Origin of the sequence: Mycoplasma leachii PG50, from assembly GCF_000183365.1 — a bacterium.
Taxonomy (GTDB): Bacteria; Bacillota_I; Bacilli_A; order Mycoplasmatales; family Mycoplasmataceae; genus Mycoplasma; species Mycoplasma leachii.
On record NC_014751.1, the window covers coordinates 904,455 to 925,594 of the forward strand.

Consider the following 21,140-nt stretch of genomic DNA (forward strand, 5'->3'; position numbering starts at 1 on the left):
AAATGTTATTACCTAAAAATATCCATCCTAAGACAAGTGTTTATTATAATGCTTACATAGTGTTAAAGGAATTAAAAAAGCATAGCAAAATACATATGATGGAATTGTTTATTAATATCAATCAAGAAAATGTGATTTCTTTGGCATTATACACATTATGTTTAGATTGGTTATTTATAATAGAATGTATAAAAATGGATAATAAAGGTTGTGTAAGATTATGTTCATTAAACAATTAAAAATTTCAACTCCAACAAAATTAATAAGAGAGTTGAATTTTACAAAAGGTGTTAATTTAATAGTTGATAATACTCCTTTAAAAGATGATAAAACAACTGGTAATAATGTAGGAAAAACAACTATTTTAAAATTAATCAACTACTGTTTAGGTGGTAAGGCAGAACAAATCTATAAAGATCAAGAAAACAGAAAAAAAGTAGATACCTTAGTACAAAATTTTCTAATAGATAATAAGATTTTAATAACACTAACATTAACTAATGATTTTAAAAGTAATGAAAAAGATATTGTTATTGAGAGAAATTTTTTAAAAAAGAGCGAGGCTATTTTAAAGTTCAATAATACTCAAATAAGTGAATTTGAATTAAAAAATAAATTATTTTGATTATTTTTTCAAAGAGAATGTTATTATAATCTAAGTTTTTTACAACTTATCTCACGTAATATGAGATATAAAGAAGAAAGTATTAATAATACACTTAACACTATTAAACTTGCTAATAAGACTGTTAATGAATCTTTAAATTTATTCTTATTTGGTTTTGATTTAAAAGGTTTTGATAAAAAGGAAAGTCTTTTAAAATCACTAAGCGATCTTAAAAGAAGTGAATCTAAGTTATTAAATACACAAACCATTAAGAATATTAAAGACACTATTAATGTACTTGATAATCATATTTCAGAATTAAAAACTAGAAAAAAACTACTTGGTGTAGATGAAAATTTTGAAAAGAAACTAGATGAATTTAATCAAATTAAATTTAAAATAAATCAACTTAGTTCAAAAATCAGTAATTTAGAACTTAGACAAAATTTAATCTTAGAATCTAAAAAAGAACTAGAAAATCAGAAATTTAACGTAAATCTTGATGAACTAAAAGAAATTTATCAAGAGCAAAAAAGATTTAATGATAATATGCAAATTGAATTTGAACAGTTACTAAATTTTCATAATAGTATGACTGATGAGAAAATCAAATTCATTACTCAACAATTACCTAGCTTACATGAGCAAATAATACGTGAAAAAGAAAAACTAAATAAGTTATTAAAAAAAGAAGAAGATTTGTCTATTATTGTTCATAAACAAGAATCTTTTAAAACAATAGAATCAATTGTTAATACAATCTCAAAAGAATCAGAACTAAAAGGCAGAAAAGAACAGCAACTTGAACAAGTGTTAGAAATTGAAAATAAACTAAATCAAGTTCGACAAAAAGTTGAAGAATTTGAAAAAACTTTTTATTCTGATGAAATCAAGAATCAAATAGATAGTCAAATAAAACAATTTAATGATATTTTTTATAAAGTAACATCTAACTTTTATAATGATGGTTTTGTTTTAGAATTTGATAAAAAGAAAGATAAAAAACAAAACATTGATTTTTATGAATTTCAAATGAACCAAACAAGTAATAGTTCAGGTAAAAAACAAGGTGAGATTGTTTGTTTTGACATTTCTTATATTATTTATGCTGATCAAAAAAATATTAAATGTCCTAGATTTTTACTAACAGATAAAAAAGAATTAATGCATAATAATCAATTACTTAAATTACCTGATTTAGTTAACAAAAATAACATTCAACTGATTGTTCCAATACTAAAAGATAAAATTCCACAGAAAATATTAGATTCTGCTAATATAATTATTGAGTTATCTGAAAATGATAAATTATTCAGAATAGAAAATAATTAGTAAAAAAGGATAATATTATCCTTTTTTAATGTAAACAGCTAAACTAAATTAGTTGTTTTTACTTTTTCTTGAAATTTTAAATTATTTAAATCTATTTGGTTAATAATTAGTAAAAAGATTAAATCTAAAATATATTGAATTTTATATTTTTCAATCATTGGATTAGATCTATTATCATTTATAAAAAAGTTATTTTCACTATCATGAATATGATAATCAACTTTTATATCAGTTTTTAACAGTGGTGAAGAAGTAATAGCAATAATTACATTAGCATTTCTTTTATTAATAAAGTTTAAATAGCGATTAATTTTGCTATTATTTCCAGAAGTTGAAATAACAACAATAGCAGCTTGTTCAACATTATAAGCTCTTGAATCAAACAAATTAGAAAATAATTCAACTGATAAATTTAATTCTAATAATTGAAAAAATAAAAAATTAGCTAAAATTTTAGTCTTCCCAGTACAAAATAAAATAATTTTCTTACTAGATAAAAGTTTACAAACAACTTCTTTTAAATAATTAATATCTAAATTAATTTTTAATTGTTTTAACGAATCTTCTAATCTATTTTCAAATTCATCTATGATATTATCAAAGGATGACTTTGTTTCATCTTTAAAAAAATTAGAATTATTTTCTAGATAAGAAATTAATTGCTTTAAACCACCAATTTCAAGTTTAACTAATGTTTTAGTAATCACTGAAGGTTGAACATTTAATTTTTTACAAATTGATTTTACAGAAAAGTTATGATAGTCAGAAATATTAGTTAGAATATAGTCACACACTTTTAATTCTTGTGGAGATAAATTAATTTTATTTTGCTTAATCTTTTCAATAATATTCATAATCTAAATCCTAAATTATTATTAATAAATTAATTATAACTTTTATTAATAACTAAAGATTTATTCAAATACAAATAAAAACCACTAAAATTTAAATAATATAAAAAAATAAAAAATTTAATTACTTTGTCTAATTTCTTATAGATAATATATAATTTTTGAGTTATCTAAATAAGTTGAATAAGGAGAAAAAATGAAAGTTTTAGTATTATTAGAGTCACCATCAAAAATAGAAAAAATAAAACATTATTTAGAAGAAAATTTTCCAGAAAATGAATTTGTTGTTTTAGCTAGTGGTGGCCATATTAATAGTATTGCTGATAAAGGAACTTGAGGACTTGGTATTGATTTAGAAACTATGCAAACTAATTTTGTCATTGAAAGTTCTAGAAAAAAAATAATTAGTCAAATTAAAAAAGAGGGCAAAACTGCTGATCTAATTATTTTAGCTTCAGACCCAGATAGAGAAGGAGAAGCTATTGCTTATCATTTAGCTAATTTATTTAAAGATCATACTAATATTAAAAGAATTACATTTAATGAAATTACTAGTGAAGCAATAACTAATGCATTTAATAATTTAAGAGATATTGATATGAACTTAGTAAATGCACAAATTTCAAGACAAATTCTAGATAAAATTATTGGTTATTTAGTTTCTAAATCACTTCAAAAATCTACTGGATTAATGAGTGCTGGAAGAGTACAAACCCCCGCTTTAAATATTCTAACAACAAGAGATACTTTAATTAAAAACTTTAAAGAAGTGCTTTATAAAAAGATTTTTGTAATCGAATCAAAAAGAGCTATTAATTTAAACTTAAATAAAGACAAAAATAATGTTTTAGTTAATACTGAAAAAACATATTATATTGATGAAAATCAAGCAAAAGCAATTGTTGATGAATTAGGTGAAATTTATAGATGTACTGATTATAAATCAACTGCTTATGAAACAAGAAGTTTTAAACCTTATTCAACAGCTGGTTTATTACAAGATGGATTTACTAAATTAAAATTAAGTACTAGTCAAATAACTTTAACAGCTCAAAAACTATATGAATTGGGTTATATTACTTATATACGTACAGATTCAGTTAAATATTCTTCTCAATTTATAGGTGAAGTAAAAGATTATATTTCAAAAAATTATTCTTCTGATTTATTTAAAGATCCAATTGTTGGTAAAAAAGATCAAAATAGTCAAGAAGCTCACGAATCAATTAGACCAACAAACATTTGACTAACTCCTGAAAAAGCTAGTTTAGAAATTGAAGATAATTTATTAAAAAGAGTTTATAACTTAATTTGATGAAACTCAATTAAATCTCTAATGAAAGGTCCGTCTGGATTTAATCATAGATGAACTTTTAATAATAACGGTTATGAATTTAAACAATCATGACAAGAAGTTAAAGATTTAGGTTATCAAGCAATTAAACACTCATCAAGTGATGAAAATATTGAGCTAACTGATGATGGTGAAGAAATTGTTCAATCTAAAAATGATAAACCAGAATATCAATTTAATGATGATTTTGAAATCAGTATTTCTAAAAAATTTATTAAAATTGAAAGTGCTAAAACTAATCCACCTAAAATGTTTAATCAAGCTAGTTTAATTAAAGAGCTAAAAAATTTAGGTATTGGTAGACCATCTACTTATAACCCAATTTTAACTAAGTTAAAAGATCGTGAGTATGTTGAATATCCTAAATCAAAACCAATTGTTGTTACAAATAAAGGATATTCAGCCAATGAATATTTATATGATCATTATTTAGACTTTTTTAACTTAAATTACACTGCTGAAATGGAAGAAAAACTAGATGAAATTACAAGAGGTGATTTTGACTATGTTAATTGATTAAAAAATATTTATAATGCTTTAAATTTTAAAGTTAAAAAAGAAATTGGTGAAGCTAAAACTGAAGCAATTTGTCCTAGATGTGGTGCTAATTTAGTGTATATTAAATCAAGATTTAATAGAGGTAGGGGATGTTCAAACTTTACTATAACTAAATGTGGTTACAGAGAATATGAACAACCTGACGGTACTTGAAAAGAATATATTAAAGAAGAAAAAAACATTGATGATAACACTAAAAAAGAAAATAAAGAATAATTTAAATATTTTATAAAATTTATCTTGTCATAAATAGTTTTATTTGGTATTGTAATAATGTAAATTTTGAAAAAAATTTACACTCAAAAAAAACAAGATATGTTATGCTTGTATAAATGTTCTAGACGATAAGTTTTTTTGATAATTTGTTCGAATGACAATGCAATAATTTAGGCTTACTGCTCATTAAGCCTTTATTATTAAAACAGCTGTGTAGAATTGTTTGAAATTTAATAGTTATGCTTGAAATTTATTATTTATATCTGTTCAATTGCTAATTTTATTAGCAACATATGAATTTATTTAATCCTTTCTTAACTTTTGTCAGTAATTCATTATGTTTTGAACAACTTCAAATAGAATAATCTATTTGATGAAATTTTAATTATAAGAAATAATAAATATAAACTTAATCATTTTTCATGCGTGTTTATTTATATTTTAATAACACATCTGCAAAATAGATTTTTATTTATTCTTAATTTTTCAAGTTTTTTATTTTTAATTATATTCTCTACTTAATCTATTTAAAATTTTAGACAATTCTAGACGAATAAGACAATTTTTAATATCAAAAAAAGCAAATAGGTAACTATTTGCTTTTTTTATGACTAGAAAACCTAATTATTATTAATAATATCAACTGTAAATGCAATATTGAATAAATTCTAAAATTGTGCTATTATATAATGGTAGGTTGTATATTCACACAATATTGTTAGTAATTTTATTATTAACAAGACAACTCTATAAAAACACAGAAAAAACAGCTCAAATTTAGATGGGCTGTTTTTTTATAATACTTATAATTTTTCAATTTCATTATCAATATTTATCATAACTAGTCTTAAAGGTTTACCCCCAAACTGTTCATTATATTTAGTATGAGTTTGATCTTTTGCACTTTTTAAATGTAATATTTCTCCTTTAACATATTTCTTTAAGTCAAAATGTAAAAATGGATCAAATAAGTTTTTATAAAAATCTGGGTGAATATGAATATAAGTATTAATTTCTACTATAAATTTTTCCTCTTTTTTATTAATATCTATAGTTAAAATATTTCAATCAGTTGAAAGCAAATACATTTTATGATTATCTTCATCTTTTTGTTCTAAAACCACTTGTTGCATATGATTAGATTTTATCTTCTTAAATGCATTGTAATTTAAACTATCTTTTTGAGAATTAATTGAAGCTTGATCTCTTTGATTAATAAATTGATCTGAAATATCAAATAGTACATATTCAAATTTATCTATATTAAAAAGTGTTCATAATCAATTATTTTTAAAAAAAATCATCTAGTTTTTACTATTTTCTTTTCTTAGTATAGGTTCATTATTTTTATCAAACAGATCATCATAACTATAGTTCGCTACAACACCATTTGCATAAGACAAATAATCTTTCAATTCAGTCAAAGCTTTATTCGTGCTAATAGATTTTTGTTGTTCAATATAATCTTGTTTTTCTTTTTGATCTTTATAAACTAAATTTAATAACATATCTACATAATCATAATTTAAAAATAAATCTCACTTAGCTTTTTTATCTTCTAGTTTTAATTCGATTTTGTTTACACTTTCTTTTTTACTAGAAAACAAAAAATAAGTAACTAAACTAGTTAGTAAAACTGTAATTAATGATATAAATATGTAAATGTATTTTTTACACTTTTTCATTTTGCTCTCCTAAAAGAAATATTCCAAGTAGTGGCAAATTATACTCATCAACTATTTCTTTTTCAAACATTGAATGTATTTCATCTTTATGAATAACAGCATTCAGTATGTTTGAAATTACTTCTAAACTTATAATATTATGTTCTGATTGATTAAATAAAATAATTTTATCTATAACCACTTTTTGATCATTTTTTGAAATTAATAATCTAAATATTAATTTATCTTTTCTCAAATAATAAACATTGCTATTTCCGTGTTTTGATTCTTCACCAAGGAAATATTTGTTAAAATAATTATCTTTAAAAATAAAGGTTTTCTTTGGTAAATTTTCTTTTTTAGTTTTGTTTAAAAAGCTTTGATTATGTTTATTTTCTTGTTTTAATTTTCAAAAATCTAAAGGTTTGTATTCAAACTTAGAAATATTACTTAATAAAAATAATCAGTTTTCTGAATAAAAGTCAAATAGTCTTTGAAGGTGAATTGAGTCTTGATTTTTTTTATATGCTTCTGATAATTCTTTAATCTTTTTAAATAATATTTGAATTTGTGATTTTTGAGTTTGTGATTTAAAAAAATTATCTAATTTAGCAATATTATTTTTAAATGTATTAGCTAGTAACACATCTATCATTTCTTTAGTTTGACTAATTTTAATATCATCAACACTAATATTTATATTAAAACCATCTACGGGTTTAAAAATATAATTATTTTGTTTAGTTTTATTTGTTATAAGTAAAAAAAGGTAGAACAACAAAAGGAATAATTGCAAAAAGTATTGAAATATAAGTAAGTACTTTTTTATTATTTTTTTTCATAAATATTTCTCATGCTATATCTAATTACTTTTAAATCTATATTGCTATTATTATTTTCTTGACTTCTTTTTATATTATTAATTTCATCTAAAACTTCTATTAAAATATCATTATATTGACGTTTTGCATGAAGTTCATAAAATGAAATATCATCATTTTTACTTTTATATTTTTTTAAAAATTCTTTTCTAACCTTGTCTTTATCATCAGTATTTCTATTAATATTTGCAAAATCTATCTTCTCTAATTTTTGACTAATTTGTTCAACAAATTCCTTTAAAGTTTTTTTAACTTCTTCATTAACCATAATAGTATTAGAATTTTTTTTAAAAAAGTGTTCAATATTTTCTACTTGTTCTTTTTTTCATTTATTAATTGATTCAGTTTTATTTTTAAAATTTTTAATAAATAAGTTGTTGGTTTTAATTATTGATTGTTTATATGTTTTAATTTCTCTTATAGAATAAATGTCTGGTGATAGTTCTTCAAAGATTTCATCTATTTTATCTAAGAATTCTTCTCAAATATTTTCTAATTTTTCACTTAATTGATCATTAGAATCTTCATTTAAATCTTCAATATATTCTTTTAAAGCTTCATTAAACTTATTATTTCTTTTTTCAAAAATTTTATTTTCAATTTGTTCTAATTGTTCTTTTAGATTTTTATAATCTTTAAATCACAAAAGATCAGTAAATATTTGAAAATAGGTTTTATCATTAATTTCATATTTTAAGATCTTTAAAGCTTTAGACTTATCATAAACTAAGTAAATAGCTTGCTTATTTTTAAAACTATCTAGATCTTTAATATCATTAATGTTAAAAACAATTACTTCACTTGGGTATTTATCATTAATTTTAGTTAATAAATTATTGTTAGTTTTATATACATAATCAATTAAGTCTTGTTCTAATGTTTATACTTATCATCATAAGGATTAAAGTTAAAATCAAACTGATTAATATGTTTTAATACTCAATACCAATCATTAATTAGAGTTTTTGATAAAGTGTGTTTTGCTTTTAAAGCTACTTGTTGATAGTGAGTTGTTACTGATTCAATACTTCTATTACTAATAAAAGGTATATAAAAAGTTAAAACAAATTTTAAATCATTAATCATAGCATTGCTAATATTTTCTTGTTTTAAAGTATAAAGTTGTTTTTGTTGATGATCTTTTAAATATAAATTTAATAATTTTTTAATATTTTTATTATCATAAAACTTAAGTTCTTTTTTATTAATAATTTTTTCTCTATTGTTATTTTTTAAACTACAACTAGTAGTTAGAATTAGAAAAACTACTAAACTAATTGGCAATCACTTTTTCATAAAAGATGTCCTCTAAATTCTTAGTTTTAACTCCTGAATATAAAATTTTTCCTTTATGAATTAAAGTTAACGAATCAACATATTTATCAATTTCAGATAAATTGTGTGAACTAATTAAAATAGAAATATTTTCTTCTTGATTAATTTTTTTTAAAAAAGAAAATAGTTCATATCTTGCTGTTGGATCTAAATTAGCAGCAGGTTCATCTAAAATTAAAAGTTTAGGATTATGTAATAAGGCTTGAATTAATAAAATTTTTTTCTTTTGTCCTGAAGAAAAATTATAAGGTTTTTCATTAATTAAATTACTAATATTAAACATTTCTAAAAACTTATTAATCTTATACTCAACTTCTTTTTTATCTAGCATTGATAAAAACCCTAAATAAGTTAAATATTGAATTGTTGTTAATTCTTTTGGAAAAATCGCAACTTCAGGAACATAACCAATATATGATTTAGCTTGTGCTTTTTTAATATTAATATTATTAATTAAAACTTCTCCTTCATATTTACTAAAAGCTCCAATTATTGTTTTAATAGTTGTAGTTTTACCTGCTCCATTTTCTCCAATAAAAGCATGAAAACTTCCACTTTTAACACTCACATTAATATCATTAACACCTCTATTAGTATCAGTAAATATTTTAGTCAAATGATTGATCTTTAAAATGTCATTCATACTATTTATAATCCTTTCTAACATACATATAAAACACTAAATAAAATAATAAACTAACTACAATAATTCATATTCCAAATAAAATATTTTTATTAAAAATTTGTTTATCTCTAGTTATTGCAAATAAACTAGGTGAAGAGTCAAGCAAAAAGTTTGTTTTGCTTTCTGTTAATTCATATCGAATTTTAATTTTTTTCTTTTTCATATTTATCATATCCAGCAATATAATAATCATGATCAAAGATTTTAATTTTAATTTAAGAATCTAAATAACTATCCTTTTTATTAACATCTTTTAATAGAGCTTGTAGTAAAACTGAATTCTGATAATTAAAATAAATATAATTCATTAAGCTTGTAGCTAAATATAATTGTTTTTCATAAATTGACTCTAGTTTTTTATCAATAATTGCTCTTGAATCAAAAATAATTAAATTAGAATTTAAATAATTATTAATTTCAAATTTATCATCATTTAAATATTTAGAAATTTCATCAACTAATTTATTATGTAAGTTATTGAAATAGTTATTCTTATCTTTAATAGTTTGATATTCTTTTAAATTAATATGTTGTTTAATAAAATTATCAACAAATCTTTTGACAATTTGATTAAATGTTTTATCGTTTAAAACTTGATAAACATTATTTCATTTTAAAATTCCAGCTAAATTATTTTCTCTTGAAAAATCGTTTTCATCTTCAATAAAATTAGTGTTAATGTCATTAGCATTTTTCTAACATAAATAATATCTCTAGATCTAGAGTTAATCTTTTTATTATTAATATTATTGCTTGAAAGTATTGTACGAGATTGTAATAACCCAGGTATTACATACATTTGAACTAACTTATCATTTTTTAAAACACTATATTTGTTGTAATTAGAATTTTTAACTAATTTATATTTATAAGAAATATCATCTAAATCATTATAAATAAAATTATTTAAATTAGAACTAGAATTACTAAACTGATTAAAGATATTTCTATTTCTAAAATTAAAGACATTAATCAATTGATAAGGTATAGAAAATCAAGAATAAGTTGTTCATAAAGTTGAAGAGTTATTCGAAAATTCTAAAGCTTTTTTTAAATATTTGACTTGTTCATCATTAAACTCTTTATCTTCACTACCATTTGGAATCACTAATAATTCATCTTCATTATTAATAAAACAAGCTTCCGATTATTTGAATGATGATATGGATATTTTTGATTTAAATAATATCCTACTTTATTTAAATTTGAAGTTGTATTACTTGATAAAACCATTCCTATAATTGATAAAAATATAAATAAAACTAGAGGAATAGTTAATGCTATTTTTTGTGTTAACTTATAACTTAAAATAGTTGTTATTAAACTAATTAATAAATAAGTAATTAATCCTACAAATCATAATAATAAACTAGTTAGTATTAAATTTATAAATGAATAATTAGCATATAAACTAACTAAAAAACTAATTAATAAAATACTTGATCAAATTAATCCATAAAAACTTAAGCACAATAATTTTCCTAATATTAAACTATTTCTTGAAATTGGTTTTGAAAAACTAATAATTTCTAATCCTTTTTGATCTAAATCCTTAAAGATATTTAACGATTTAATTGCACTAAAAATAACAGTAATAATTAGTAATAAAAATATATATAAATAACTTGATAATCTTAAATATTTTTCATCAATAGCAAATTTAAATATCAATCCTATAATAATTGAAAATACTAGAGTAAATATAAGTAAAAGATATGAACTTTTTTTATATAAAATTGTAAAAAAAAGCAAATTGAGAGTGTTTAAATATTGATATTTTCATATAAACCTATGGCAGTGTCCTTTTGTTAAATTTGTATATTATTAATTATAAAAATTATAAATAAAATAACAATAAATAATAAAAAATAGCCTCTTATCTAGCTATTTGTTTAGGTATTTACTATTTACTTCAAACATTACATATCTTAATGGTGAACCACCAAATTTAGCATTAAATTTGTTCAATGCTGGAGAAGTTCTATCTCTAGAAACACTAATTACTGCATTAACATATTCATCTAAAATAAATACATCTCTATCTAATTTGCTCTTAGTTAACTTAGGATAGATATTTATATAAGCAAGAAGCTCTACAACAGTAGGTTTTTTAGGTGTTTTTTCTAGTTTTATTTCTAAAATATGCCAATCTTCTGTTAATAAATAAAAATTATAATAAACAAGTTCTAGATAAGAAGATTTTCTTTTTTCTAAAACAAATTGAGAAATATTATTCGAATATATTTTTCTAAATAGTCCAAAGTCTACTGCATTCTTTTCTGCTTCTTCTCCTAGTCTAGTTACATTTGCTTTAAATCCATTAAAAATATTATGTAAGACGAAATTAAACTTATCTAAGTTAAATAAAGTTCATAATCAATTTTGACTAAAAATAGAGTTTAAGTTAGTAGCAAAATTTCTAACAGGATATGGTTCATTATCGTTAAATGAACCACCATCACTACCATATCCTGAGTTTATATTGTTAGCATAGGTTAGATATTTATCTAAATTATTTAACATTTCTTTTTCATTTATATTAAATTGGTTCTCTTTATATTCTTTAATTTTTTCTTTATCACTATCAAATATAACATCTAAAATTTGATTAACATATTCACGTTGAACAAAACGATCTCAACTATCTTTTTTTTCGTCTTTTTTAATAGAAAATCTATTAATACTTTGACTTTTATTATTAGAGCAAGAAATGGTGGTTAAGCTAAAAGTTGAAAAAATGGATAGTAAAATTAACGACAAAGTTTTTTTAAACCTTAACATATTATTTTTCCTTTCACAATAAAATACCATCTCAAGGATATCCATACTCATTAACTATATGCTTTTCAAAAATTGAAATGAAAGCATCTTGTTGATTGTGAAAAACTCCAAGGTGTATTGCATCTGAAATTGTATCTATATTAATTCTAGTAACTGGAGACTCATAAAACAAAATGAACTTGTCAATCTCTAATTTTTTACTATCATTTTTAACGAGAGTTCTAATAATAAATTTATCTTTTTTTAAATAAATAACACTAAGATTTGTCAAGTCTTCATTTTCTTTTCCCGTTTGTACTAAATCTAAATTACTATCAGAAAAAAGATAGTTAGTCTTTGGTTTTTCTTTTTTATCAATGGCTTTTAAAAATTCTTTAGAATGAAGTTGCTTTTTGTTGTTGGCTTCTAATTTTCAAAAATCAACAAATTTTACTTCAAATTTATCAAGATTTTTAAAAACAAATAACCAATTTTCAGAATAAAAATCTTTTATTTCTTTTAAGTTTTCTGAATTTTGATTTTTTAAATATTTAGAAGTTAACTCTTTAGCTTTAGATGCTAGTATTTCTTTATGTTCTTGTTGTTTTTTTACAAATTCCTGTTGTTCAATCTTAGAATTCTTAAAAGTTTCATCAATAAGTGCCATTAATAATTTCTTAGTTTTAGTTTCTTTATCATTATTCAAATTATCATAAACATCAAATCCAGATGGTATAACTAGATTTAAATTCTTAGGATTATTATTTATAAAAAACAAAGCGGGTAAAATCAAAAAAGGTAAGATTGTGAATCCAATCGAGATCTTAATAAGAGTTTTTTTATTCCTGCTCATAAATACCTCTCATACTAAATCTAGCTATTTTTCAACCATTTTTATTAACTTCATCTAATGACTCTTTTAAACGCTCATTATATTGGTTAGTTGCATGAAATTCAATGAACTTAGCATCATTACTGTTATCATTAACTTTTTTGACTTCTTCTTTATCTTTTTTATTTTTTAAAGCATTATCATATTCAGTTTTTCTTTTATCAAAAATAGTGGCTTCTAACTCTTTAATTTGCTTTTCTAAATCAATGGAATCTTTAAAAATAAATAAATCAGTTGTTATTAAAAACTCAGTTTTATTGTTATTTTCATACTTTCATATTTTAATAGCTTTATTATTATCAAATACTAAGTACAAAGCTTCTTTTTTTGAATAAATATCTTTTATGCTTTCGTTAACAGATTTATTTAAGGAAAGTTTTATAATTTTTTGAACATTTTTATTTTTAACACCAGAGATTAGTGAACCCAAATCCTTTTCAACTTGATTAAAAAGTTGTTCATCCTTATTAAATTTATTATATAAATCTCCATAGGGATTAAAATTGTATTTAAATTGAGTAATGTTATCTAAAACCCAATATCAATCATTTTTTAAAGTTTGTTCTAGTGAATTTTTTGCCTTTTGAATTACTACTCGATAATGTTGACCAACATGATAATCTAAACTTCTATGAATAAATATTGGATAAAAAGTTAACCCATACTTTAATTCACTAAATTTAGAATCAGAAATATTCTCTTGATCGTTAATATAAGAATTTTTTAATTTGGAATCAGTGAAATACAAATTCAATAATTCATTAATATATTTATTTTTATATAACTTATTTTCATTCTTGTTTACAGTTGCATCAACTTTAGTGTGCTTACTAGTAGAACAAGAAACTGTTAAAAAAGTAAATATGCTTGAAAAACCAATTAATAACTTTTTCATACAACTCCTTTTTAAATTCTACTTATAATCTTTTTTTCTATATAACTCAAGCACAACTAATAATTCAATTCCAATAACTATAACTCATAAAACAAATAACACATTCTTATTAACTACTCTTTTTGATCTACTAATACTAAATAATTCATTTGCTGATTCAAATAAGTAGTTATTATTACTTTTAGTCAGATTAAATCTTAAAACAGTTTTAGTATCTTTATCCTTTTTTTCATATTGAGTTTGATAGCTACTATATCCACCAATATTATATTTATAACTATTAATATCTAATTTAACTTGAAAATCTCCAAAATTATCACCATCAGGGTTTTTTAACATCCCTTGATAAATTAATGAGTCAGTATGATTAAAGTAAATATAGTTTAAAAGACTAATTGCAAAATATAAAATTCGTTCATTTTGTGATTGTAATTTATTATGTCTTTTAATAGCATACTCATCAAAAATAGTAATGTTATTGTTATTATAACTATAAATTTTAGATTCTTTATTATTTAAGTATTTAGATAAATATTCCATTAATTGTTTATGAATTTGTTTTAGATCACTAGTTTTTTTAATTTGTTTATTAAAGCTAGTAACAAATTCTTTTGCTATTTGATTAAATACAGGATCACTTAAAGCTTCATAAACATAAATTCATCTTAATCTTCCAACTAAATTAGTTTTATTATCAGTATGTAATTGATTTTTATCTTCTAAAAATTCTTTATCTTTATTATCAGCACCTTCAGCTGCATAAATAATATCAAAATCAACTATTTCTTCATGACCTGAAGTATTATCATTTTTTTGACTATGAATAGAATGAGATTTTAAAATTCCTGGAACTATATATTTATAAGTGCTGTTTTTACTTGTTTTGTATTTTTTAAGATTAGGTTTTTTTTCTAATTTATATTTATAAGAAATATCATCTAAATTATTATAATAAATATATTTATCTAAATTAGAATTACTTTTATCTGATAATGAAGCAAATAAATTTTTATTTTTAAAATTAAACACATCAACTAATTGATATGGAATTGATAATCAAGAATAAATTTGTCAAATATTTGAAGAACTATTTGAATAATCAACTACATCTTCTAAGTATTTAACTTGTTCTATACTAAACTCTTTATTATTAACTCCATTTGGTATTAAAAATAATTCATCTTTATGATTGTTTAAATAATAAGGTTCAACATTTGCTTCGTTTCCTGAATGATGATTTTTATATTCTTTGTTAATATAAAAACTAGCTTGATCAACATTAGATTTAACATTAATAGATAAAATCATCCCAGTTAAACTTAAAGGAATAAATAAAACAAATGGAATAATCATAGATATTTTTTGAGCTAATTTATAACTTAATAAGACTGTAAATAAACTAAATAATAAATAAGTAATTAACCCAACAAATCCTAATAATAAACTAATTAAAAATAAATATAAAAATGAATAAACTGCATATAAAGATAAAAAACCACTAATTAATAAAGTTAAAGATCAAATTAATCCAAAAAAAGTCAAGCATAATAATTTACCAATAATTAAAGATTCTCTAGTTAATGGTTTTGATAAACTAATTATTTCTAATCCTTCTTGTTCAAAATCTTTAAAAATATTTAAAGCTTTAATACAACTAAAAACAACAGTTAAAGTAATTAAAATAAAAACATATAAAAAACTTAATAACTCTACGTATTTATTATTAACTACAAACTTTAAAATAATTCCAATAATTAATGAACTAATTAAAGTAAAAGCAGGTAAAAGTGTTGAACTTTTTTTCTTCAAAATAGTATAAAAAGCAAATTGTGAGTATTTAAAAGCATTCAGTTTCATAAAATATCTTTCTAAATTTAAAGTTCTTATTTATAAAAATTATAAATAAAAATTATAACAAATTCAATTTAACAATAAAAAAGACTTACATTTTTTTGTAAGTCTTTTTTAAGATATTGAGTTTGGTAGTGCTCCACCAATCAATAAAAGAATAAAACATAAAATAAATAAGTATGAAATTATTGGTAACATTGCTTTTAAATATTTAGCATAGCTCATTCTAGATAATGAACAAGCTCCCATTACAACTCCTGAAGTTGGAGTAATCAAATTAACTAAACCTATCGCAAAAGTAAATGCCATAATCGATCCAGAAGAAGCATAAGCTTGTAATTGATTAGTTTTGCTATCAACTAAAGATTTAGCTAAAAGTGGAAAAATAGTTGTTGCAAATCCAGATGAAGATGGAATTAAAAATGCTAATGGAATAAATACTATAAACAAAATAATAACCTTAGCTATTTGATTATTAATTTCACCAATTGAACTCAAAATGCCTTTAACAAATAAAGATTGTAGATTAGTTTGAACTAAAATATAACCAACTCCAGCAGCTGTTGCTATTATAAATGCTACTGATAAAATATCTGAAGCTCCCTCAAATCATTTTTTAATAAATGCAGCTTCACCAATTGAATTAACAATAGCTAATATAATTGAAGATAACAAGAAAAATGCAGCAACATTATCTAGATCACCATTTCCTCACCCTGGAATAAAAGCAGTTAAATAAGGAATATTTCTTTTAATTCAAACAGCTTGTTCTGCCATTTTAGTACTATTAAAAATTGAATCTCATCCAACTAAATAAAAAATCATTACTAAAAAACTAATTGCAAAAATAACTAAAGAAACTTTCTTTTTTCAATCTAATTTAATAGTTTTGCTTACATGTGCTAAGAAAAATTCTTTATCTCCTTCTAGCGTTGAAAAAGTCACAGATTTAGAAGGATTTTTTTTAACTTTTAAAGCATATAAAAGCGTAAAAGTAGTAGAAAAGCTAGTTAATAATAATCAACAAATTATTCTTCAAATTAATCCATCTCCAATTGTTAATTTAACTGTAGAGCTATCAATACCACTATTAATAGCAGAAACTGCAATTGGTATTGCAAATGGATTAACTGTTGATCCAATTACTCCGGTTCCAGCACCAACCATTAAAATTAAAACACCTGTAAAAACATCAAATCCTGCCATTAACATAATAGGAATAAAAATCATATAAAATCCTAATGTTTCTTCAGCAAATCCTTCAACTGAACCAAAAATTGAAAAGAACAACATTAAAGGAATTATAGCAAAAGCTTCTTTTCCTTTTAATTTAGCAATAATAGCTTGTGAAAAGCCTTCTAAAGCTTTTGTTGAAACCAAAATGTATAAAAAAGCACCAATTGAAATTGTAAAAATTATAATATTTGATTTTAAAACAAATCCTTTAATTGGAGCATAAATTACATCAATTAAACCAATTGGTTGAATTGTTGCTAATCCTTTAAAAACAGCATCTCCGCTATGTTGAATAAGATAATCTTCTTTTGCTCAACCTTGATTATTATAAATTCAGCCAAGTGATAAATTTGAATTCATAAAATCAATTCAAGTTTGAGAATTACCTGCATCTAAGTCAGCATGTTTACTAGTTCAACTATCATATATTGGTTTTAAGACAGAATCATATTTTCAATCATCAAAACTAATTGTTTTAACTAACTCTGTTTTAGTTTTTGATCAATATAATATTCAAGAAACTAGCATTAAAATAAGCATAATTAAAAGAAGAATACTAAAAGAAGAAATCATCTTTAATCTTTTTTTTCTTTTAATATTACTATTAAGATTATTAACTTCTGTATTTTCAACTTTAATATGCATAATAACTCTTTCTATTTTTTAGTTTTAATATGTATTTAAAAAATGTTAATAATATACATCAAATAATTAAATTCCCTTAGAATTTAAACTTTTTTGTAGTTCTCTATAATTTGGTAAATAATTAGCCATATGTCTTCAAAAATCTTTTGAATGATTAGGATATAAAATATGAGTTAATTCGTGAACTATTACATAGTCAATAATTTCAGAATTAAAATGTAAGAGCTTAGTATTATAAATTATATGTCTTTTTTTTGAATAGCACAACCCTCATTTTGCTTTCATCACTTTAACACTAATGTTTTCAAAACTAAGATTCATTTTTTCAGCTCATATTAAAGTCTGATTAATAAATCAATTTTTATATTCTTTAGCTAAAAAATTATAAATTTTTTCTAACTGAATTTCATTATCATAATAATTTTTAATAATGATTTTATTATTGATCTTTTTAGTATGAATATTTTGATCAACTAACTCTATATCAACCGATTTTTCAAAAATCTTAATTCAAGGCTTATTGGTATAAAAATCATAAACTCTTAAAAATTCATAATTATTTTGAATTTTTACAAGTCTAGATATATGTTTATAAATAAATTGTTCTATTAAATATACAGGTGTATTAATTGGAGCACTAATTACTATTTGATTATCAATTAATCTTAAAATTGTATTTTTTTGATTTTTAAAATATATATAATAAGTTATCAGATTACCTTGATAACTTAATTGATGTTTTTCTTTTCTAGACATTAAATTTAAAAAAGCATACATCTCCGTCTTGCATTATGTATGTCTTTCCTTCTAAGCGCATTTTCCCAGCTTCTTTAATTGCTTTTTCACTACCTAATAACAACAAGTCATTAATTGAATAAATATCTGCTTTAATAAATCCTTTAAAAAAGTCAGTATGAATCACTCCAGCACATTTAGGAGCAGTTCAACCTTTTTTAAATTGTCAACTTCTTACTTCTTGAACTCCTGCTGTAAAAAATGTTTGTAATCCCAAAGTATCATAAGCAGCTCTAATTAATTGATCTAAACCAGATTCTTTAATTCCTAATTCTTTTAAAAATTCACTTTTTTCTTCTTTTGAAGCCTCAGATAGATCTTCCTCTATTTTTGCACAAATCTTAACTACTTGAGAATTTGATTTACTAGCAAATTGTTTAACTTTTTTAACATAATCATTATCTTCTAATAATTCAGTATCACTAACATTACATATATAAATAATTGGTTTAGAAGTTAGTAATTGATAACTTTTTAAAAGATCTGCTTGTTCTTCACCTAAATCTAAACTATTTAATAAAGATCCTTTATTTAAAGTATCTAATAAATAATTTAAAAAATCATATTCAATTTTAGCTAATTTATCACCTGATTTAAATTTAGGTAAAATTTTATCTAAGCGCTTTTTAACTGCTGTTTGATCTGCTAACATTAATTCTAAATTAATAATTTCAATATCTCTAATTGGGTCAACACTATTTTCTACATGCATAATCTCTTTATCGTCAAAACATCTAATAACTTGGCAAATAGCATCAGTTTGTCTAATATTTGCCAAAAAAGCATTGCCTAATCCTTCTCCTTGACTAGCTCCAGCAATAAGTCCTGCAATATCAACAAATTCAATAGTTGTAGCTACTCTTTTTTTAGAATTAAAGATTTTAAATAGTTCATCTAATCTATAATCTGGAACTTCAACAATCCCTACATTTGGCTCAATAGTTGCAAAAGGATAATTTGCAGCTTCAGCTTTTGATTTAGTAATTGCATTAAATAATGTAGATTTTCCAACATTTGGTAAGCCTACAATCCCAACTTGTAATCCCATATTATTTACCTTTCTATTTTTTAATAATGATTTAATTTATTTAACAGTTTTTTTTAATAATTTTTTTTAATTGTATCTTTAAAGTTTGTCGGCTTAGCTCAATGAACAAATCAAATTGATCACAACTTCTAAATTTATATTTAGCTCCAATTCTAATTAACTCTCATCTTATTGTTTTACTTGGATGTGATTTTTTTAGTTCTATAATATCTCCAATTTCAAGCTCTTCATAGTTCATATTATTTACTCTCTTTTAAAATTTGTTGATATTTTCTTGGATATAAATTATTGGTGTGATCTATTTTTTTATAAAACAAATTAATTCTAGTTCCAAACCCAGTATCTTCTAATTCTTGAATATTAATTAATTTTAAGTTCATTTTTTGATCTTTATTTTTTAAATCTTTAATTTCTTGATAAGCTTTAGGTCCTTTTAATAAAATAAATGAGCCATTAACTTTAACTAATTGCACACCTAATTCTAAAATAATATCTAAATAGGCAACAGCTCGAGAAATTACTATATCAAATTGTTCTTTATAATCATTTGTTAATTCTTCAGCTCTTTTATTCAAAATCTCAACATTATTTAAATTTAGTCTTTTAACTAAGTATTTTAAAAAATTAACCTTTTTATTATTAGATTCAATTAAAGTTAATTTAATATTTGGAAAAAAGATTTTTAAAACAACCCCAGGAAATCCAGGACCAGTTCCGATATCAGCTATTTTTTGATCTATTATTTGAAATTGCTCAACAAATAATAAAGAATCTAAAAAATGCTTTTCAAAAACTTCATTTAGTTCAGTAATTCTTGTTAAGTTATATTTTTGGTTTTCTTCTATTAAAATTTGATAATAAAGATTAAGCTTATTTTTTATTTCTTGATTTATAGTAAAGTTCTTATAATTTAAAAATATATCTCAATTACTAAACATTAAAATAAATTATGCTTTGCACTTAAAAAGTAAATAACTCCACTATAAATACTAAAAAATGTTGCAACATACATTGGAAGTAAAACTAATTGATTTTGTCAATCTAACTCAACTCAACTAAATACTTTTAAATTAACAAAAAATAATAATGATAATCCAATCATTTGAAAAGTGGTTTTTAATTTACCACCAATTCCAGCAGCTAGAGTAATTCCTTTTGAACTTAAAATCATTCTAATAAAGTCAATAAAAGTATCTCTTAAAATTAAGACTACTGTCATTCAAATTGGCAAAACTCCTAAACTAGAAAATAAAATTAAAGTAGCATTTACTAATAGTTTATCTGCAATTGGATCAAAAAACTTACCAAAATTAGTTACTAAATTATACTTTCTAGCAATTCATCCATCTAAAAAATCAGTCAAAGAAGCGATGATGAAAATAGCTCCTGAAAAAAATCAAGCAAATTTACTAAAATTATTAAATACACTCCCATTTATATAATGATTAACTAATAATAAAATTATAATAACTGGTACTAAAGCAATTCTAATTGTTGTTAAAATATTTGGAAGATTAATTGTTTTTTGTTTCATA

General features: G+C 21.9%; 18 protein-coding genes and 2 pseudogenes. 3 read left to right on the forward strand and 17 right to left on the reverse strand.

Going from position 1 to position 21,140, the window contains the following annotated elements; translation table 4 throughout:
- Positions 1 to 2 precede the first annotated feature (2 nt).
- Together MSB_RS05445 and MSB_RS04045 are read left to right on the forward strand one after the other, a co-directional pair.
- Complete coding sequence (locus MSB_RS05445) at positions 3 to 239, forward strand: ABC-three component system middle component 6 (RefSeq protein WP_041159750.1); 237 nt, start codon at positions 3 to 5, stop codon at positions 237 to 239.
- On the forward strand, positions 221 to 1,939 hold the full coding sequence (locus MSB_RS04045; RefSeq protein ID WP_013448065.1) for a DUF2326 domain-containing protein: 1,719 nt from the start codon (positions 221 to 223) through the stop codon (positions 1,937 to 1,939). Before MSB_RS05445 ends, MSB_RS04045 begins: the two co-directional genes overlap by 19 nt.
- A 38-nt stretch (positions 1,940 to 1,977) precedes the next feature.
- On the opposite strand, the gene MSB_RS04050 is transcribed toward MSB_RS04045, so the two are convergent.
- Positions 1,978 to 2,793, reverse strand: a complete 816-nt coding sequence (locus MSB_RS04050) for a MurR/RpiR family transcriptional regulator (RefSeq protein WP_013448066.1) — start codon at positions 2,791 to 2,793, stop codon at positions 1,978 to 1,980.
- A 193-nt stretch (positions 2,794 to 2,986) separates the two neighbouring features.
- On the opposite strand from MSB_RS04050, the gene MSB_RS04055 reads away from it, so the two are divergent.
- Positions 2,987 to 4,918, forward strand: a complete 1,932-nt coding sequence (locus MSB_RS04055) for a type IA DNA topoisomerase (protein WP_013448067.1) — start codon at positions 2,987 to 2,989, stop codon at positions 4,916 to 4,918.
- An 803-nt stretch (positions 4,919 to 5,721) separates the two neighbouring features.
- On the opposite strand, the pseudogene MSB_RS04060 reads toward MSB_RS04055, so the two are convergent.
- From MSB_RS04060 to pgsA, 16 genes and pseudogenes are all read right to left on the reverse strand, one after another.
- Positions 5,722 to 6,603: pseudogene (locus tag MSB_RS04060) on the reverse strand (aromatic motif membrane protein).
- Positions 6,590 to 7,360: an aromatic motif membrane protein gene (locus tag MSB_RS04065; RefSeq protein ID WP_014584533.1), complete on the reverse strand. Its 771-nt coding sequence runs from the start codon at positions 7,358 to 7,360 to the stop codon at positions 6,590 to 6,592. Before MSB_RS04065 ends, MSB_RS04060 begins: the two are co-directional and overlap by 14 nt.
- A gap of 50 nt (positions 7,361 to 7,410) precedes the next feature.
- Complete coding sequence (locus tag MSB_RS05300; protein WP_013448071.1) at positions 7,411 to 8,109, reverse strand: hypothetical protein; 699 nt, start codon at positions 8,107 to 8,109, stop codon at positions 7,411 to 7,413.
- 227 nt (positions 8,110 to 8,336) lie between these two features.
- Positions 8,337 to 8,759 carry an aromatic motif membrane protein gene (locus MSB_RS05305; RefSeq protein WP_013448072.1) on the reverse strand — a complete coding sequence of 141 codons (423 nt, stop codon included), beginning with the start codon at positions 8,757 to 8,759 and terminating at the stop codon, positions 8,337 to 8,339.
- The gene (locus MSB_RS04080; RefSeq protein WP_013448073.1) at positions 8,737 to 9,441 is read right to left on the reverse strand and encodes an ABC transporter ATP-binding protein; all 705 of its coding nucleotides are present in this window, start codon (positions 9,439 to 9,441) and stop codon (positions 8,737 to 8,739) included. Before MSB_RS04080 ends, MSB_RS05305 begins: the two co-directional genes overlap by 23 nt.
- A gap of 1 nt (position 9,442) precedes the next feature.
- A pseudogene (locus MSB_RS05010) lies at positions 9,443 to 11,266 on the reverse strand (ABC transporter permease).
- 101 nt (positions 11,267 to 11,367) lie between these two features.
- On the reverse strand, positions 11,368 to 12,264 hold the full coding sequence (locus MSB_RS04100; protein WP_013448077.1) for an aromatic motif membrane protein: 897 nt from the start codon (positions 12,262 to 12,264) through the stop codon (positions 11,368 to 11,370).
- 1 nt (position 12,265) lies between these two features.
- Positions 12,266 to 13,096 (reverse strand): aromatic motif membrane protein, encoded by an 831-nt coding sequence (locus MSB_RS04105; RefSeq protein WP_041362278.1) that lies wholly within the window; start codon positions 13,094 to 13,096, stop codon positions 12,266 to 12,268.
- The gene (locus MSB_RS04110; RefSeq protein ID WP_013448079.1) at positions 13,083 to 14,030 is read right to left on the reverse strand and encodes an aromatic motif membrane protein; all 948 of its coding nucleotides are present in this window, start codon (positions 14,028 to 14,030) and stop codon (positions 13,083 to 13,085) included. The genes MSB_RS04105 and MSB_RS04110 overlap by 14 nt, the downstream gene beginning before the upstream one ends.
- An 18-nt stretch (positions 14,031 to 14,048) precedes the next feature.
- On the reverse strand, positions 14,049 to 15,887 hold the full coding sequence (locus MSB_RS04115; protein WP_013448080.1) for an ABC transporter permease: 1,839 nt from the start codon (positions 15,885 to 15,887) through the stop codon (positions 14,049 to 14,051).
- A gap of 108 nt (positions 15,888 to 15,995) precedes the next feature.
- Entirely contained in the window at positions 15,996 to 17,762 is a 1,767-nt protein-coding gene (locus MSB_RS04120; protein ID WP_013448081.1) for a YfcC family protein, read from the reverse strand.
- Positions 17,763 to 17,828: 66 nt separating this feature from the next.
- Positions 17,829 to 18,539, reverse strand: a complete 711-nt coding sequence (locus tag MSB_RS04125; RefSeq protein ID WP_013448082.1) for a YgjP family zinc-dependent metalloprotease — start codon at positions 18,537 to 18,539, stop codon at positions 17,829 to 17,831.
- Positions 18,511 to 19,605 carry a redox-regulated ATPase YchF gene (gene ychF, locus MSB_RS04130; RefSeq protein ID WP_013448083.1) on the reverse strand — a complete coding sequence of 365 codons (1,095 nt, stop codon included), beginning with the start codon at positions 19,603 to 19,605 and terminating at the stop codon, positions 18,511 to 18,513. Before ychF ends, MSB_RS04125 begins: the two co-directional genes overlap by 29 nt.
- A 40-nt stretch (positions 19,606 to 19,645) precedes the next feature.
- Complete coding sequence (locus MSB_RS04135; RefSeq protein ID WP_013448084.1) at positions 19,646 to 19,843, reverse strand: DUF951 domain-containing protein; 198 nt, start codon at positions 19,841 to 19,843, stop codon at positions 19,646 to 19,648.
- Position 19,844: 1 nt separating this feature from the next.
- A complete protein-coding gene (gene rsmG, locus MSB_RS04140; protein ID WP_013448085.1) occupies positions 19,845 to 20,543 on the reverse strand; it encodes a 16S rRNA (guanine(527)-N(7))-methyltransferase RsmG in 699 nt (232 codons plus the stop codon).
- Complete coding sequence (gene pgsA / locus MSB_RS04145; protein WP_013448086.1) at positions 20,543 to 21,139, reverse strand: CDP-diacylglycerol--glycerol-3-phosphate 3-phosphatidyltransferase; 597 nt, start codon at positions 21,137 to 21,139, stop codon at positions 20,543 to 20,545. Before pgsA ends, rsmG begins: the two co-directional genes overlap by 1 nt.
- Between the last annotated feature and the right edge of the window lies 1 nt (position 21,140).